This window comes from Micromonospora sp. CA-249363 (assembly GCF_050950185.1).
Classification (GTDB): Bacteria; Actinomycetota; Actinomycetes; order Mycobacteriales; family Micromonosporaceae; genus Micromonospora.
Genome location: NZ_CP192020.1, coordinates 2,365,068 through 2,380,971 on the forward strand (window position 1 = coordinate 2,365,068; position 15,904 = coordinate 2,380,971).

Here is a 15,904-nt window from a genome sequence, read left to right on the forward strand (position 1 = left end):
CGAGCCCATGACCACCGAAACACCTTGCGGCGATCATGGGCTCGGGTGCGTTCCGTCTCACCGTAGGCGGGGCAGGACCTCGCGCTGGTAGAGGTCGAACAGGCCCTGGAAGTTCGGGCCGGTGTTGGCCACGTACAGCTCGTCGAAACCGGCCTTGGCGTACTGGTCGATCATCTCCAGGTGCGCGTCGGCGCTGTTGCCGCAGACGAACGCCTTCCGCACCATGTCCTGCGTGACCAGCTCGGAGGCCTGTTCGAAGTGGCGGGGTGAGGGCAGCACCTGGGACAGCTCGCCCGGCACGCCCGCGTTGGGCCAGCGCTCGTACGCGATCCGCGCGCCCTCGTCCTCGCTGGCCGCGAACGCCGCCTTGAATCCGGCCTGGCAGGGCTTGTCACCGCCGCCGTTCTCCCGGAAGCGCCGGACCAGATCACCGTCGGGCATGGTGCTCACGTAGCCGTCGCCGATCCGGGCGGCCAGGTCGACGGCCTTCGGCCCGAACCCGGAGACGTAGATCGACGGCGGGGTGTCCGGCAGCGTGTAGATCCGGGCGTTCTCCACCGTGTAGTGCGTGCCCCGGTGGCTGACGAAGTCGCCCCGCCACAGCTCGCGCATGATCTCGACGGCCTCTTCGAGCATCTCCAGCCGCACGTCGGCGGACGGCCAGGCGTCGCCGAAGATGTGCTCGTTGAGCGCCTCGCCGGTGCCGACGCCGAGCACGAACCGACCGCCGTGCAGCACCGCGCTGGTCGCCGCGGCCTGGGCGATCACGGCCGGGTGGATCCGTACGGTCGGGCAGGTGACCGCCGTGGTCACCGGCAGCGCGCAGACCTGGCTGAGCGCGCCGATCATCGACCAGACGAAGGGGCTCTGCCCCTGCGCGTCGACCCAGGGGTGGTAGTGGTCGGAGATCCACAGTGCCTCGAAGCCGGCCGTCTCGGCGCCGCGGGCCTGCGCCAGCAGCTCGTCCGGCGTGTACTCCTCACTGGACAGAAAATATCCGATCTTCATCGCTTCCCCTTCGGCGCGCGGTCCTGCTGTTGGGGAGAGCCGTACCCCGGTCGCGCCGGGCCACACCGGCGGGTCGGGGCCTGATCGGTCAGCGTCGGCCGAACATGGCCCGGATCGCGGCGAGCAGCAGCAGAGCGCCGACCACCAGGCCGAGCAGGCGTACGCCGGGGATGTCGGCCGGGCTCGTGGCGTCGGCCAGCGGGGCGGTGTCCATCCCCGCACTCTTCCCGGGGACGGTCCCACCGGGCAACTGTAAGGTTTATTGACTATTGAATCGCTCGGTGTGACCATGGCAGCACCGCCTGCCGAGGACGGTGCGCCGAGGGCGCGCGAGAGATGGGGTACGGGGCCGCATGAGCGAGCGCAACCAGCGGGTAGGCGTCACCGCGCCGGCGAGGAACGTCGACAGTTCCGGGGCGACGGCGTGACCGCGCCGGCCGGACACCTCTCGACGTTGGCCGCCGCCGTCCTGCAACCCGGGTTCGTCGGCACCACGCCACCACCCTGGGTGTGCCGCTGGCTCGGCGAAGGGCTCGGCTCGGTGGTGCTGTTCGCCCGCAACGTCGTCGACACCGCCCAGGTGGCGGCGCTCACCGCGACGCTGCGCGCCGAGCGGCCGGACGTCATCGTGGCGATCGACGAGGAGGCCGGTGACGTCACCCGGATCGAATCCGGCCGGGGCAGCTCCCGACCGGGCAACTACGCCCTCGGCGCGGTCGACGACCCGGCGCTGACCGAGGCCGTCGCGCGCGACCTCGGCGTCGAGCTGGCGGCGGCCGGGGTGACCCTCGACTACGCGCCGGACGCCGACGTCAACTCCAACCCGGCCAATCCGGTGATCGGCGTCCGCTCGTTCGGGGCCGACCCGGAGCTGGTCGCGCGGCACACCGCCGCCTGGATCCGGGGCCTCCAGGGCGGCGGTGTGGCCGCCTGCGCCAAGCACTTTCCCGGGCACGGGGACACCCGCGTCGATTCCCACCACGACCTGCCGCGCATCACCGCCGACCGGGCCCGCCTGGACGCCTGCGAGCTGGCCCCGTTCCGTGCCGCCGTGGCGGCCGGCGCGCAGGCCATGATGACCGGGCACCTGCTGGTGCCCGCGCTCGACCCGGACCTGCCGGCCACCCTGAGCCAGCGCATCCTGGGCGGCCTGCTCCGCGACGAGCTGGGCTTCTCCGGCGTGGTCGTGACCGACGCCGTGGAGATGCGCGCGGTCGCCGACCGGTACGGCTTCGCGGGCGCGGCCGTGCGGGCGCTCGCGGCCGGGGCGGACGCCATCTGCGTCGGTGGCGAGCGGAGCGACGAGGAGGCCGCCCGGGAACTGCGCGACGCCATCGTGGCCGCCGTCGTCTCCGGCGAACTGCCCGAGGAGCGCCTCGCCGAGGCCGCCAAGCGCGTCGGTCAGCTCGCCGCCTGGACGGTGGCCGCCCGGACCGCCCGCCCGAGCGCCGGCCACCGGGCCACCGACGTCGGCCTGGTCGCCGCCCGTCGGGCGGTCCGGGTCACCACCGGCCCGGACGCGCCGACCGCGCTGCCCCTGACCCGCGTCGCCCACGTGGTCGAGTTCGAGCCGCCGCGCAACATCGCCATCGGCGCGGAGACCCCGTGGGGAATCGGTGAGCCGCTGGGCGAGCTGCTGCCCGGCACGACGACGGTCCGCCACGCCGAGAACGACGTGCCCGCCGACCCGGGTGCCGACGCCGGGGACCGCCCGCTGGTGCTGGTCGTCCGTGACCTGCACCGGCACGACTGGATGCACGCGGCGGTACGGCGGGCGCTCGCCAACCGGCCGGACGCGGTCGTGGTCGAACTGGGCGTGCCCGAGCTGGTCGTCGGGGCGGTGCACCTGGCCACCCACGGCGCCACCCGGGCCAGCGGGCAGGCCGCCGCCGAGGTGCTGACCGGCCGGACCGCCTGACGCCACGGCGTCACGGCACTACGCCGCTTCGGCACTACGCCGCTTCGGCACTACGCCGCTTCGGCACTACGCCGCTTCGGCACTACGCCGCTTCGGCACTACGGCGCTTCGGCGACGAGGTCGGCGTACTCGGGATGCTTGTCGATGAACGCCGCCACGAACGGGCACTGCGGCACCACGCGGCCACCCCGGGCGCGCACCTGGTCGAGGGTGGCGCGGATCAGCGTGCTGCCGACGCCCTTGCCCTGGAAGCCCGGGTCCACCTCGGTGTGCGTGAAGACCAGCACGTCCTCCCCACGGGGGACGTACGCGGTGAAGCCGGCCAACGCGTCGTCGACCAGGATCTCGAATCGGTTCTTGGCGGGATTGTCCTCGACGGGGGTGCTCACCGGGCCATTGTCCCCGCCCCGGCGGCCACCACGTCGAGTTCGGCGAGCAACCGGTCCACCTCGTCCGCCGTGTTGTAGTGGTAGATGCTGGCCCGCACCGCGCCACCGCTGTCGCGCAGACCCATCGTCTGGAAGTACTCGTAGGCGTAGTAGTCGCCGGCCGAGAGGCAGAACCCGGCATCACCGAGCGCCTGCTGGGTCTGCTGCGGCGACAGCCCGGCGACCCGGAAGGAGACCGTCGGGCAGCGCCGCGCCGGCGAGCCGTAGACCGTGACGGTGGGCCGCTCGGCGAGACCGGCGAGCAGCCGCTCCAACAGCGCCTCCTCGTGGGCCTGGGCGGCGGCCAGTCCGGCCCGCAGCCGTGCCCGGCGGTCACCGGTCGCGGCCGGGTCCAGGGCGGCGAGGTGGTCCACCGCGGCGGTCACGCCGGCCAGCAGCGGAAAGCTCGGGGTGCCGTACTCGAAACGGTCCGGCGCCGCGTCGGAGGACGGCACCAGCTTCGCCGGGCGCAGCGCCGCCCACCGGCTCGGGTCGGCGACCATCGCGGCCAGGTGCGGCCCGGACCACTTGTACGCGCTGGTGACCAGCACGTCCGCGCCGAGCGACGCCAGGTCGGTCGGCCCGTGCGGCACGGAGTGCACGCCGTCCACGCAGACCAGCGCCCCGACCGAGTGTGCGATCTTGGCGATCGCCGGCACGTCCGGCACCGTGCCGATGGCGTTGCTGCCGGCGGTCACCGCCACCAGTCGGGTCCGCTCGCCCACCAGGTCGGCGTACTGCCCGCTGGGCAGCTCACCGGTGTGCCGGTCGACCTCGGCCCAGCGCACCGTCGCGCCGGCCGCCTCCGCGGCCTGCACCCACGGGCGTACGTTGGCGTCGTGGTCGAGCCGGGACACCACCACCTCGTCGCCGGGCCCCCAGGTCGCACCGAGGGTACGAGCCAGGGTGTACGTCAGCGCGGTCGCGCTCGGCCCGAGCACCACCCCGTCCGGCTCCGCGCCGAGCAGGTCGGCGACCGCCGAGCGGGCCTGCGCCACCATCTCCAGCGAGCGACGACCCGGGGTGAAGGCCGCGCTGCGGTTGCCGACGGCCGCGCGCATGGCGTCGGTGACAGCGTCGATCACACCGGCCGCGGTCTGGGTGCCCCCGGCGCCGTCGAAGTGGATGAAGCCCTCGGTCAGGGCGGGGTAGGCGGCCCGGGTGCGGGCGATGTCGAAGGCCATGCCCGGACCCTAGCCGGGACGCCTGCCACGCTCGCTCCCGCCCGGTCGTCGCGGACGTCTCGTACCCTTGGCGGGGTGACGAACCGACCCGCCACCATCCCCCTGCCCCCCGTCCGCCGTGCCGCCGGCCTGGTCGCCGCCGTGGCGCTCGGCCTCGCCCTGCTCGCCGGTTGCAGCTCCCAGGGCGCCTCCACCGACTGCGGGCTGGACGCCTGCACGGTCACCTTCGAGCGGGGTGTCGAGGCGAGCGCCACCATCCTCGGCGTCGAGGCGAAGCTGGTCGGCGCCGAGGGCGACCAGGTGACCGTCGAGGTCGCCGGCGAGCAGCTCACCCTGACCACCGGCCAGCAGGCCACCGAGGCCGGCGGCTTCGCGGTGACCGTGGACAGCGTCACCGACGAGCAGGTCAAGATCCGCGTTTCCCGCAACCCGGGCAACTGACCCGCGCGGGCGGCGGTGGCCGACGTTTGGGAATCTTCGTAATCGGAGATTGTGACGCCATGTCACTCACCCGTAGCGCCGAAGCCACCGCCTCCCGAACGGCGGACAGCCGGTGGCTGGAACTTCTCGCCCGGGCCGGCTTCATCGGCTACGGCATCGTCCACCTCCTCTTCGCCTGGTTGGCGTTGCAGATCGCGTTCGGCACGTCGTCCGACGACGGCGACCAGTCCGGCGCGCTGCGTACCCTCTCCGAACAGCCCCTCGGTAAGTTCCTCGTCATCGCCGTCGCGGTCGGCCTGCTCGCCATGGCGATCTGGCAGGGCCTCGAGGCGGCGGGCGGGCACCGCGCCGAGCGCGGCAAGGAGCGGGCCATGGAGCGGTTGGCCTCGGCCGGCCGGACCATCGTCTACCTCTACTTCGCCTGGACCGCCTTCAAGGTGTTCAAGGACGCCGGGTCGAACAGCGCCGACAGCCAGGAGGCGCTGAGCGGCAAGCTGATGACCTCCACCGGTGGCCGCTGGCTGGTCGGTCTGGCCGGGCTGGTCGTCGCGGCGATCGGCATCGGCCTGGTCATCTACGGCATCCGCAAGACGTTCGAGAAGCACCTCAAGACCGGCGAGATGAGCCCCAAGACCCGTCAGTTGGCCCGCCGCCTCGGCATCGCCGGCTACGTCGCCAAGGGTGTCGCGTACGGCATCGCCGGCCTGCTGGTCATCGTCGCCGCGGTGAAGTACGACCCGGAGAAGGCCCGCGGTCTGGACGCCGCCCTGCACACGCTGCGCGAGCAGTCGTACGGCTCGCTCCTGCTGACCCTGGTCGCCCTCGGCATCGCCGCCTTCGGCGTCTACTGCTTCCTCCAGTCCCGGTACCGCAAGGTCTGAACTGGTCGATACCGAGAACGTCGGGCACTATTGGGCTTTTGCCCGAAGTTCCGCCGCTCGGTCGAAGGGAAGCGCCCCACTCGTGCAGAGCTATCTCGAAACGACCGTCGCCGCGCTCGCCGCGGCGGCGGTCGCCCTCTTCCTGGTCGAGGTCGTCCACCGGATCACCCGGCGGTTCGGCCGCCGGTCCCTGTTGTTGACCGAGCTGACCGACCACGCGCACCGCCCGTTCCAGGTCGCCGCCACGGTCCTCGCGGTGCAGTTCGCCGCCCGCTTCACCACCGGCTACGCCGTCGGCGAGAGCTGGCGCCGGCTCCTGCTGCACCTGCTGGTGCTCTGTGTGATCGCCAGCGCCGCCTGGCTGGTGGCGGCGCTGCTGGTCGTCGTCGAGGACACCGCGCTCGCCCGGTTCCGGGTCGATGTGCCCAACAACCGGCACGCCCGGCGGGTGCGTACCCAGGTGGTGATGCTGCGCCGGCTGACCATCGCGGTGATCGTCATCCTGACCATCGGCGTGATGCTGATGACGTTCCCGAGCGTGCGCGGCATCGGCGCCGGCGTGCTGACCTCCGCCGGTGTCGTCGGTGTGGTGGCCGCCCTGGCCGCCCAGAGCCTGCTCGGCAACGTGTTCGCCGGGCTGCAACTCGCCTTCAGTGACGCGGTCCGACTCGACGACGTGGTGGTCGTCGAGGGGGAGTGGGGTCGGATCGAGGAGCTGACCCTCAGCTACGTGGTGGTGCAGATCTGGGACGACCGGCGGCTGATCCTGCCCACCTCGTACTTCACCAGCAAGCCGTTCCAGAACTGGACCCGCACCGAGGCGGCCGTGCTCGGCACCGCCGAGTTCGACGTCGACTGGGCCGTGCCGGTGCAGATCATGCGGGAGGAGCTGCGCCGGCTCGTCGAGGGCACCGAGCTGTGGGACGGCCGGGTCTGCGTCCTGCAGGTCACCGACGCCACCGGCGGGATGGTGCGGCTGCGCGCGCTGGTCAGCGCCGCCGACGCGGGCAGCCTGTGGGACCTGCGTGCCCTCGTCCGCGAGCACCTGGTCGGCTGGATCCGGGACAACCGGCCCACGGCGATGCCCCGCGTCCGCACCGAGCTGGGCGACGCCAACAGCAACCTGTCCTGGCAGTGGGTGCAGCCGAGGCGACCGGTGCGCCGCCCGTCCGACACCGAGGCGCCCGACGACGCCCGTGTCTTCGGCGGCAGCGACGACGGCGACGCCCGCAGCGAAGCCTTCGTGGGCCCCGAAGAATCCCGCCCCTAATCCCCACCATCCCCGGCCCTCACTCCGTTGTTTGTGAAAGTTGTTGCCTCTCGCTTAGGCGTGTTCGGCAATAACTTCATGATCGACGCGAATGGGAGGGGTGGGGTCTGGGGAGGTTTGGTTGGGGTTGCGCGGGGGATGTGCTGCCGGACGTCTCTGCCGTGATCGGGGTGACCCACCCAGCTTGTCGGCGCGGCATCCGGACAACGACGACGGTGCGCCGCACCTCGAGTTTTAGGATTGACGGGCGGCCACTCCGGGCATACAGCGCGGTGATGAGGAAAGGAGGACAGCATGGCTGACGTGGCGAATGCCGGCACATCCCGCAATGGGAGCGAGCCCTCCACCGCCGAGCTGGTGCAGCGGGCCACCGAGCAGGTATCCCGTCTGGTACGGGACGAACTGGCGCTGGCCCGGGCGGAGTTGACCCAGAAGGGCAAGCACGCCGGCATCGGGATCGGCCTGTTCGGCGGCGGCGGTGCGCTGGCGTTCTACGGCCTGGGCGCGCTTGTCGTCACGGCGATCCTGCTGCTGGATCTGGTGCTGCCCGCCTGGGCCGCCGCGCTGATCGTGGCGGTGGCGCTCTTCCTGGTGGCCGGCATCCTCGCACTGGTGGGCAAGAAGCAGGTCAGCCGTGCGGTCCCGCCGGTGCCGGCGGCGACGGTCCGCAGCCTCCGTGCCGACGTGGACACCGTGGCCGCGGCAGTGAAGGACAGGGGACGGGCATGACGGGCAACGGGACGGGCGACACCGAGGCCCTGCGCGAGGAGATCCGCCGTACCCGGGTGGAGCTGGGCGAGACCATGGAGGCGTTGGCCGCCAAGGCGGACGTCAAGGCCCGCCTGAAGGAGTCCGCCGAGCAGGCGCGGGAGCGGATGCGCGAGCAGGCGGCGCAGACCGTGGCCCGGGTTCGCGGGCAGGCCGCGCGCGGCGCCGGAATGGCACGCGCCCAGGCGTACGACAAGGGCGGCCTGGTCCGCGAGAAGGGCGAGTTGGTTCGACGTAACCCGGTGCCGTGGGCGGCGATCGCCGCCAGCGCGGTGGCCACCGTGGTGGTGCTGATGATCGTGCGGGGGAGGCGTAGGTGAGCAGGAGCATCGGCAAGGTCGCGTACCGGCCGGTCGGCGTGTTGTTGGGTATCGCCGCGGGCACGGTGGCCGGCGCGATCTTCCGGCAGGTCTGGAAGGTCACGGCGGGCGACGGCGAGGCGCCGAGCGCCACCGACGAGGACCGCGGCTGGGGCGAGATCCTGGCTGCCGCGGCGTTGCAGGGGGCCATCTTCGCGGTGGTCCGTGCCGCCGTGGACCGGGGCGGAGCGGTCGGCGTCCGTCGGATGACGGGTCACTGGCCGGACTGACCAGGACATCGATGTCAGGCCCCCCTTCCCCATCGACGGGAGGGGGCCTTTCGCACGGCTCGCAACACCGCCCAGCGATCTCGGGCATCCGTCAGGTCACATGTCGGAGAAATTCGTCGGACAGGTCGTGCAGACTTTTTGCGTACGTGATTTGCTGTTCCACGCTGTTGCGAGATGGCGTGGGTTGAGAGAAGTCTCCTTCGCGGGGGCCGCCTCAGACGCCGCTGCTCGAAAACGGCCAATCGGCCGCACGGCGTGCACGGCCGCCAGTTTTAGAAGGAGATACACATGGCGCAGGGAACCGTGAAGTGGTTCAACGCTGACAAGGGCTTCGGCTTCATCACCGTCGACGGCGGGGGTGCTGACGTGTTCGTCCACTTCTCGGCCATCCAGACCAGCGGCTACCGCACGCTGGAGGAGAACCAGCGGGTGGAGTTCGAGATCGCCCAGGGTCAGAAGGGCCCGCAGGCCGAGCAGGTCCGCCCCCTCTGACACCTCTGGTCGGCCCCCGCCGGCCAGGGCTTGTTGAAGTGAAGCCCCGTATCCCGCACCGGGATGCGGGGCTTTCCACGTCCACCGGTCGGCCGCTGGCGCGCGTGGTCAGGACTCAGAGTCGGCGTCGCGAGCGCAGCCCCAGCCAGAGCGCCACGAGTCCGGCCAAGGCCACGATCGGGCCCACCACCACCCAGAGCGTCTGGTCGGTCATCACGCTGCCGCTGACGTAGCCGAGGCCCTGCACCGTCCACACCGCACCGATCACCACGGCCAGCAGGCCGAGGGTGAGTGTCAGCCAACCCCTCATCGCGCACCCTCCTCGCCAGGCCGGGCGGTACGCCGCCCCGGGCGTCCAGCATCGTCGTCTCGGCAGGGCGACGCGAGCACCCGGGGTCGGCAGCTCACCACCGGTCGTGCACCTGCGGGCGGATCAGCTCGTCGTAGACCTCGCGTACACCGGCCAGTTGGGCGTCCGAGAGTGGTGAGAGGTCCGCCGCGGCGGCGTTGCGGCGGGCCTGCTCGGCGTCGCGCGCCCCCGGGATGACGACGGTGACGCCGGCCTGGTCCAGGACCCATCGCAGCGCGAACTGCGCCATGGTGCGGTCGGAGTCGACGAGCGGCGCGAGCCGGCGTACGGCGGCGAGCCCCTGGGCGTAGTCGACGCCGGAGAACGTCTCGCCGACGTCGAACGCCGCCCCGTGCCGGTTGTAGTTGCGGTGGTCGTCGGCGGGGAACTCGGTGTGCTCGTCGTAGCGGCCGGAGAGCAGGCCACTGGCCAGCGGCACCCGGGCGATGATCCCGACGCCCGCCTCGGCGGCCGCCGGCAGCACCTGCTCCAGCGGCTTGTGCCGGACGGCGTTGAGGATGATCTGCACGCTGGCCACACCCGGGCGGGCGATGGCGGTGAGCGCCTGGTCGCAGGTCTCCACGCTGACGCCGTACCCCGCGATGGCCTTCTCGGCGACGAGGGTGTCCAGGGCGTCGAAGACCGCGTCGTCGGCGAAGACGGCGGTCGGCGGGCAGTGCAACTGGACCAGGTCCAGGGTGTCCATTCCGAGGTTGGCCCTGGACCGGTCGGTCCACTGCCGGAAGTTGGCGAGGGTGTACGCCTCCGGCCGCTGCTCGACGCGCCGGCCCATCTTGGTGGCGACGGTCAGGCCGGCGTCCGGCCGGGAGCGCAGGAAGCGGCCGATCAGCTGCTCGCTGCGGCCGTCGCCGTACACGTCGGCGGTGTCCAGGAAGGTGACTCCGGCGTCCACGGCCGCGGTGAGCACCGCCATGGCGTCGGCCTCGCTGACCGTTCCCCAGTCGGCGCCGAGCTGCCAGGCGCCCAGGCCGACGACTCCGACGGTCCGGCCGAGCCGGTTGAAGCTGCGCTGTTCCATGCCCCGAGCCTAGTGATCGGGTTGCCGGGCTGCCACGCGAGTCGTACGGTAAACAAGACGGACGTACGGTTTGGAGGCGCCGATGTGGGATCCGACGACGTACCTGCGCTACTCCGACGAGCGCTCCCGACCCTTTCACGACCTGCTCCACCGGATCCCCGCCGCCCGGCCCCGGACGGTGGTCGACCTCGGCTGCGGTCCCGGACATCTCACCGCCATCCTGGCCGAACGCTGGCCCGACGCCCGGGTCGTCGGCCTCGACTCCGCGCCCGAGATGATCGACCGGGCGCGGGCCCTGCCGACCCCGGTCGAGTTCGCCGTCGCCGACCTGCGCGACTGGCGTCCGAGCGGCGACGAGGACGTGGTGGTCACCAACGCCGCCCTGCAGTGGGTGCCCGGCCACCAGGAGCTGCTGCGCCGCTGGGCCACCGAGCTGCCCGCCGACGCCTGGCTCGCCGTGCAGGTCCCCGGCAACTTCGACGCCCCGTCGCACCGGGCGCTGCGCGAGGTCGCCGGTCTGCCGGCCTGGCGGACCGAGCTGGCCCCGCTCCAGCGCGCCGACCCCGTCGACGACCCGGCCGACTACGCGGACCTGCTGACCGCCGCCGGCTGCACGGTGGACGCCTGGGAGACTACCTACGTGCACCTGCTGCCGGCCGATCCCGCCGCCGACCACCCGGTGCTGGCCTGGATGGAGGGCACCGCGCTGCGACCCGTCCGGGCCGCGCTGGACGCCGCCGGCTGGTCGGCCTTCCGGGCCGAGCTGGGGGTACGCCTCAACGCCGCCTACCCGGTCCGGCACGGTCGGGTGCCCTTCCCGTTCCGCCGTGTCTTCGTCGTCGCCCGTACCGGCGCCCTCGCACAGGAGAACCCGTGACCGATCTGACCACCTTCATCGCCGGTCTGCCCAAGGTGGAGCTGCACGTACACCACGTCGGCTCCGCCTCGCCCCGGATCGTCTCCGAGCTGGCCGCCCGCCACGAGGGGCACACCCCGGTCCCGAGCGACCCGGACGCCCTCGCCAGCTACTTCGAGTTCCGCGACTTCGCGCACTTCGTCGAGGTCTACCTGAGCGTCGTCGACCTCATCCGTGACCCGGAGGACGTCTGGCTCCTCACCCACGAGGTGGCCCGGGAACTGGCCCGTCAGCAGGTCCGGTACGCGGAGCTGACCATCACCCCGTACTCGCACGTCCGACGGGGGATCCCCGCGCCGGCGTTCTGCGAGGCGATCGAGGACGCCCGCAAGCGCGCTGCCGCCGACTTCGGCCTGGACCTGCGCTGGTGCTTCGACATCCCGGGCGAGGCCGGCCTGCCGGCCGCCGAGGAGACGCTGCGGATCGCCCTCGACGAACGGCCGGACTCCCTGATCAGCTTCGGGCTGGGTGGCCCGGAGATCGGCGTACCCCGGCCGCAGTTCCGGCCCTTCTTCGACCAGGCACGCGCCGCCGGGCTGCGCTCGGTGCCGCACGCCGGCGAGACCACCGGCCCGCAGACCATCTGGGACGCCCTGCACGAGCTGGGCGCGGAGCGGATCGGGCACGGCATCTCCGCCGCGCAGGACCCGGAGCTGCTCACCTACCTCGCCGAGCGGCAGATCGGGATGGAGATCTGCCCGACCTCGAACGTGCGGACCCGGGCGGTGGCCAACCTCGACGAGCACCCGCTGCCCCGGCTGGTCGACGCCGGGCTGCTGGTGACCATCAACTCCGACGACCCGCCGATGTTCGGCACCACCCTCAACGACGAGTACGCGGTGGCCGCCCGACTGCTCAATGCGGGTCCGGCAGAGCTGGCGGCGCTGGCCCGCAACGCGGTGACCGCGTCCTTCCTCGACCCGATCGGCAAGCAGCGGATCATCGAGGAGATCGACGCGTACGTCGCCAACGCCGGCTGAGGCACGGGGTGAGCGGGGCGCGCGGCGGGAGCGTGGGTGTGGGGGGACCTGAGACTCCCGCCGCGCGCACGGCTCCACCGGCCGGTGGGTGCGCGGTGCGCTGGCCGGTGGAACTGGTGGGTTCGTGAACTGATCCTGTCAGCCGGCGAGCGGCTGACCCCGGTCGTTAACCCCGATCTAAGGAAGACTTGTGCCGCCGCACAGCCCCGGCTCGCTCGGCCGATCGGAGCGCTCCCGGCAACCGATCGGCCCGGGAGTCCTCGGTCGTCGGTCGACAGTGCTCGGTCGTCCGTTGACGGCGCTCAGTCGTCGTCGGTGGGGCGCTGGCGGGGCCAGCGACGGCCGCTGCTCTTCTGTTCCCGGGCGTCGCGCGCCATCCGGCCCACCAGGCCGAACCGGTTGACCTGCCGGGGCGTCGCGTCCGGGTCGGCGAGCAGCATCACCACGCTCGCGCCACCCAACCGGGCTCGGTCGATGCTGACCGAGCCGTTCGCCTGCAACGCCACCCGCTTGGCGATGTCCAGGCCGAGCCCGGTCGAGCCCTGGTCGCTCGCGCCCCGTCGCAGCGCCCGATCCGGGTTGGCGATGCCCGGGCCGGCGTCGTCGATCCGGATCGCCACGTACCCATCGCGGCGCGACACGGCCACCTCGAACGCGGTGCCCTGCGGCGTGTAGCGGAAGACGTTGCCGATCACCGCGTCCAGCGCGGCGGCCAGCTCGGCCCGCGGCACCGGCGCGGGGATGCGCAGTTGTGCGCCGGTGACCCGGTGGGGGCGGTTCTGGTCACCGGCCAGCGCCGCCCAGAACACCATCCGGTCCCGGACCACCTCACTGACGTCGCACATGGCCGGGCCGGCCTCGTGCGCCACCGCCTTGCGGGTGGTCTTGATCAGCACGTCGATCTCGCCCTCGAGGGTGACGATCGCCTGCCGGATGCGCCGGATACCCCGCAACCGGTCCAGTTCCGCCGGGCTGAACGAGCCCACGCTGGTGTCGTCGGACTCCAACGCCTCCGCGTCCAGCCGGAGCACGGTCAACGGCGTCCGCAGCCGGTGCGACAGGTCGGCGACCAGCTCCCGCTCGTCGGTCCGGGCCGCGTCCAGCCGGTCGGCCATCCGGTTGAAGGCGTATCCGGCCTCCGCCAGCTCGCGGGGGCCGGTCGGCTCCACGCGTACGCCCGAGTCGCCGTCACCGACGGACAGGGCAGCCTTGACCAGCCCCTGGGTGGCGTCCACCGCGCGGGCGGCCACCCGGTCGACCACCAGCACGGCAGCGCCGACCATCGCCGCACCCACCGCGAACAGCAGCAACCAGGTGCCACCGGCGCCCTCGCCCAGCGTCGAGTCCGGCACGAACACCTCGACGACGGCCGTCCGGTCACCGAGGACCACCGGGTCGAGCCGGACCACCCCGCCGTCGACGTCGGTGACCAGCGAACGCCGGTCGGCGCGAGCCCGGTCCAGGTCGGCCCCACCGGCGCGGCCCGCAGACTCGTCCAGCCCCAACCCGTACACCACCGGCCGGACGGCGACGTCGTCGCCGCTGGCCACGACGGCCCGTTCGACCACCGACCGCTCCGTGCTCACCGCCAACGCGCCGGTCACCAGCGCGCTGCGTCGGGCCGCTTCGGCGATCGCCTCCTCGCGCGTCTGCCCCCGCAGGCTCAACCCGAGTGGGAGCAGGAAGGCGAGCGCGACGAGGCTGCACATGCCGGCCGTGAGCAGGGCCAGCGCCGTCCTCAGTCCGGTGCCACCAGCCGGAACCCGACCCCCCGCACGGTGCGCAGGTAGCGCGGCTTCGCCGCGGACTCGCCCATCTTTCGACGGAGCCAGTACAGGTGTACGTCGATTGTCTGATCCTCGCCGACCGATGGCTGCCGCCATACCTCCTCCAAGAGTTCCCGGCGGGACACTACCCGCCCGGGTCGTGCGGCGAGATACGCCAGCAGGTCGAATTCCTTACGGGTCAGCGCCAGCGGCTCCCCGTCGAGGTGGGCGCTGCGCTCACCGACGTCCACGCGCAGCCCGCCGACGGTGTGCACCGCCGGCTGCACCGTCCGGCTGGCCCGTCCGGCGCGCCGCAGGACCGTGGTGATGCGCGCGTCCAGGTGCGCGCCCGTGAACGGCTTGACCATGTAGTCGTCGGCGCCGGCGCGCAGCAGCTTGACCACCGACTGCTCGTCGTCGCGCGCGGTGGCGATGATGATCGGGATGTCGGTGATGCCGCGCAGCATCCGCAGCGCGTCCGAGCCGTCCAGATCGGGCAGGCCCAGGTCCAACACCACCAGGTCGGGTGTCTCCGCGGCGACCCGTCGCAGCGCGTCCAGGGCGGTGCCCACGGCGTGCACGGCGTGCCCGCGGTCAGCGAGGGACCGCAGCATCGCGCCGCGTACGACGTGATCGTCTTCGACCAGGAGCACGGAGGCCACGACAAGACGGTACTTGGCCTGGCAAGTTGATCGCGTTGCGACGTACCTGGGAAGCGGGCAAGCTGGTACGACGATGTCGTTCACCCTGTTCGCCGACGCTCGCCTGGCGCTCGCCCGGGACAGCCTCGCCGGCCTCTCCACCGGTGACGCGCTCGGCGAGCGGTACGCCCCGCCGGCCCCGGCCGCCGTCTCCGATGACGTCCCCGGCGTGGGCGCCGATCCGTCGGGCGTGGCCGGTCCCGGCGTGGGCGCCGATCCGTCGGGCGTGGCCGGTCCCGGCGCGGGCGCCGATCCGTCGGGCGTGGCCGCTCCCGGCGCTGGCATCCTGCCACCGGCGCCGTGGGCCTGGACCGACGACACCGAGATGGCCTGCTCGGTCGTCGCCGAACTGGCCGCGTCGGGCGGCGTCGACCGGGACCGGCTGGCCCTGGCGTTCGCCGAGCGCTGCGATGCGCGACGCGGCTACGGTCCCGGCGCGCTGCTGATCCTGCGGCTGATCCGCACCGGCACCCCGTGGCCGGTGGCCGCCGCGTCCGCCTTCGACGGCCAGGGCTCCTGCGGCAACGGAGCAGCCATGCGGGTCGGGCCGCTGGGCGCCTACTTCGCCGACTCCACCGCCCGCGCGGCGGCGCAGGCCCGCGCCTCGGCCGAGGTGACCCACGCGCACCCCGAGGGGATCGCCGGCGCGGTCGCCGTGGCGGTGGCCGCCGCGCTCGCCGCCCGGGCCCGCCTCGACGGCCACCGACCGACCCCGGCCCGCCTCCTCGCCGGGGTCGCCGCCGCGCTGGACGGGGGCACCGAGGTGCACCGCGGCGTACACCGCGGCATCGGCCTGCTCGGCCGCCCGCTGTCCCGCGTGGTGGCCGCGCTCGGCAACGGCTCCCGCGTGACCGCCCAGGACACCGTCGCGTTCACGCTCTGGGTGGCCGCCACCCACCTGGACGACTACCCGGCGGCAATCCGGACCTGCGTACGCGCCGGCGGCGACGTGGACACCACGGCCGCCATCGCGGGGGCGGTGGTGGCGGCGTACACGGGTGTCGGGACGCCGGGCGGGGTGCCGGAGTCGTGGCTGGCCGCCCGCGAGCCACTACCCACCTGGCTGCCCTGACGTCCTGACCCGGCCCGCCGTGCCCGCCGACCGTGCCGTGCCCGCCGTGCCGTGCCGTGCCCGCCGTGCCGTGCCGTGCCCGCCGTGCCGTGCCGTGCCCGC

The 15,904-nt window shown here is 73.0% G+C and carries 18 protein-coding genes and 2 pseudogenes; 12 read left to right on the plus strand and 8 right to left on the minus strand.

Features of this window, described 5'->3' with window-relative positions; all coding sequences use genetic code 11:
- Positions 1-57: 57 nt before the first annotated feature.
- Positions 58-1,008 (minus strand): TIGR03557 family F420-dependent LLM class oxidoreductase, encoded by a 951-nt coding sequence (locus ACQPZK_RS10880; RefSeq protein WP_433538170.1) that lies wholly within the window; start codon positions 1,006-1,008, stop codon positions 58-60.
- Positions 1,009-1,096: 88 nt separating this feature from the next.
- On the minus strand, positions 1,097-1,222 hold the full coding sequence (locus tag ACQPZK_RS10885) for a hypothetical protein (RefSeq protein WP_355053401.1): 126 nt from the start codon (positions 1,220-1,222) through the stop codon (positions 1,097-1,099).
- Positions 1,223-1,432: 210 nt separating this feature from the next.
- On the opposite strand from ACQPZK_RS10885, the gene ACQPZK_RS10890 reads away from it, so the two are divergent.
- On the plus strand, positions 1,433-2,926 hold the full coding sequence (locus tag ACQPZK_RS10890) for a glycoside hydrolase family 3 protein (protein WP_433538171.1): 1,494 nt from the start codon (positions 1,433-1,435) through the stop codon (positions 2,924-2,926).
- Between the two features lie 98 nt (positions 2,927-3,024).
- On the opposite strand, the gene ACQPZK_RS10895 is transcribed toward ACQPZK_RS10890, so the two are convergent.
- Together ACQPZK_RS10895 and ACQPZK_RS10900 are read right to left on the minus strand one after the other, a co-directional pair.
- On the minus strand, positions 3,025-3,315 hold the full coding sequence (locus ACQPZK_RS10895) for a GNAT family N-acetyltransferase (RefSeq protein ID WP_433538172.1): 291 nt from the start codon (positions 3,313-3,315) through the stop codon (positions 3,025-3,027).
- On the minus strand, positions 3,312-4,538 hold the full coding sequence (locus ACQPZK_RS10900) for a cysteine desulfurase-like protein (protein WP_433538173.1): 1,227 nt from the start codon (positions 4,536-4,538) through the stop codon (positions 3,312-3,314). The genes ACQPZK_RS10895 and ACQPZK_RS10900 overlap by 4 nt, the downstream gene beginning before the upstream one ends.
- Positions 4,539-4,613: 75 nt before the next feature.
- Between ACQPZK_RS10900 and ACQPZK_RS10905 the strand changes: the two genes are divergently transcribed.
- From ACQPZK_RS10905 to ACQPZK_RS10935, 7 genes are all read left to right on the plus strand, one after another.
- A complete protein-coding gene (locus ACQPZK_RS10905; protein ID WP_433538174.1) occupies positions 4,614-4,979 on the plus strand; it encodes a hypothetical protein in 366 nt (121 codons plus the stop codon).
- A gap of 59 nt (positions 4,980-5,038) precedes the next feature.
- Positions 5,039-5,860, plus strand: coding sequence for a DUF1206 domain-containing protein (locus ACQPZK_RS10910; RefSeq protein ID WP_433538175.1), 822 nt, complete (start codon positions 5,039-5,041; stop codon positions 5,858-5,860).
- Between the two features lie 82 nt (positions 5,861-5,942).
- Positions 5,943-7,130 (plus strand): mechanosensitive ion channel family protein, encoded by a 1,188-nt coding sequence (locus ACQPZK_RS10915; protein WP_433538176.1) that lies wholly within the window; start codon positions 5,943-5,945, stop codon positions 7,128-7,130.
- 294 nt (positions 7,131-7,424) lie between these two features.
- On the plus strand, positions 7,425-7,859 hold the full coding sequence (locus ACQPZK_RS10920) for a phage holin family protein (protein WP_433538177.1): 435 nt from the start codon (positions 7,425-7,427) through the stop codon (positions 7,857-7,859).
- On the plus strand, positions 7,856-8,218 hold the full coding sequence (locus ACQPZK_RS10925; protein WP_433538178.1) for a DUF3618 domain-containing protein: 363 nt from the start codon (positions 7,856-7,858) through the stop codon (positions 8,216-8,218). Before ACQPZK_RS10920 ends, ACQPZK_RS10925 begins: the two co-directional genes overlap by 4 nt.
- The gene (locus tag ACQPZK_RS10930; RefSeq protein ID WP_421475776.1) at positions 8,215-8,487 is read left to right on the plus strand and encodes a DUF4235 domain-containing protein; all 273 of its coding nucleotides are present in this window, start codon (positions 8,215-8,217) and stop codon (positions 8,485-8,487) included. Before ACQPZK_RS10925 ends, ACQPZK_RS10930 begins: the two co-directional genes overlap by 4 nt.
- A 288-nt stretch (positions 8,488-8,775) precedes the next feature.
- On the plus strand, positions 8,776-8,979 hold the full coding sequence (locus ACQPZK_RS10935; RefSeq protein WP_011905669.1) for a cold-shock protein: 204 nt from the start codon (positions 8,776-8,778) through the stop codon (positions 8,977-8,979).
- Positions 8,980-9,094: 115 nt separating this feature from the next.
- On the opposite strand, the gene ACQPZK_RS10940 is transcribed toward ACQPZK_RS10935, so the two are convergent.
- Together ACQPZK_RS10940 and ACQPZK_RS10945 are read right to left on the minus strand one after the other, a co-directional pair.
- Positions 9,095-9,289 carry a hypothetical protein gene (locus ACQPZK_RS10940; protein WP_433538179.1) on the minus strand — a complete coding sequence of 65 codons (195 nt, stop codon included), beginning with the start codon at positions 9,287-9,289 and terminating at the stop codon, positions 9,095-9,097.
- Positions 9,290-9,383: 94 nt separating this feature from the next.
- A complete protein-coding gene (locus ACQPZK_RS10945) occupies positions 9,384-10,367 on the minus strand; it encodes an aldo/keto reductase (RefSeq protein WP_433538180.1) in 984 nt (327 codons plus the stop codon).
- Between the two features lie 82 nt (positions 10,368-10,449).
- Here ACQPZK_RS10945 and ACQPZK_RS10950 point away from each other — a divergent pair, with 82 nt between their 5' ends.
- Positions 10,450-11,244, plus strand: a complete 795-nt coding sequence (locus ACQPZK_RS10950) for a trans-aconitate 2-methyltransferase (RefSeq protein ID WP_433538181.1) — start codon at positions 10,450-10,452, stop codon at positions 11,242-11,244.
- Positions 11,241-12,263: an adenosine deaminase gene (locus tag ACQPZK_RS10955; RefSeq protein WP_433538182.1), complete on the plus strand. Its 1,023-nt coding sequence runs from the start codon at positions 11,241-11,243 to the stop codon at positions 12,261-12,263. The genes ACQPZK_RS10950 and ACQPZK_RS10955 overlap by 4 nt, the downstream gene beginning before the upstream one ends.
- Positions 12,264-12,565: 302 nt before the next feature.
- Here the strand turns inward: ACQPZK_RS10955 and ACQPZK_RS10960 are convergent, their stop codons facing one another.
- Positions 12,566-13,972: a HAMP domain-containing sensor histidine kinase gene (locus ACQPZK_RS10960; protein WP_433538183.1), complete on the minus strand. Its 1,407-nt coding sequence runs from the start codon at positions 13,970-13,972 to the stop codon at positions 12,566-12,568.
- A gap of 29 nt (positions 13,973-14,001) precedes the next feature.
- Positions 14,002-14,691: a response regulator transcription factor gene (locus tag ACQPZK_RS10965; RefSeq protein ID WP_074318485.1), complete on the minus strand. Its 690-nt coding sequence runs from the start codon at positions 14,689-14,691 to the stop codon at positions 14,002-14,004.
- 73 nt (positions 14,692-14,764) lie between these two features.
- Here ACQPZK_RS10965 and ACQPZK_RS10970 point away from each other — a divergent pair.
- Both ACQPZK_RS10970 and ACQPZK_RS10975 read left to right on the plus strand, forming a co-directional pair.
- Positions 14,765-14,866, plus strand: a pseudogene (locus tag ACQPZK_RS10970) (ADP-ribosylglycohydrolase family protein); the annotation flags it as partial.
- A 6-nt stretch (positions 14,867-14,872) separates the two neighbouring features.
- A pseudogene (locus tag ACQPZK_RS10975) lies at positions 14,873-15,802 on the plus strand (ADP-ribosylglycohydrolase family protein); the annotation flags it as partial.
- Positions 15,803-15,904: the final 102 nt, after the last annotated feature.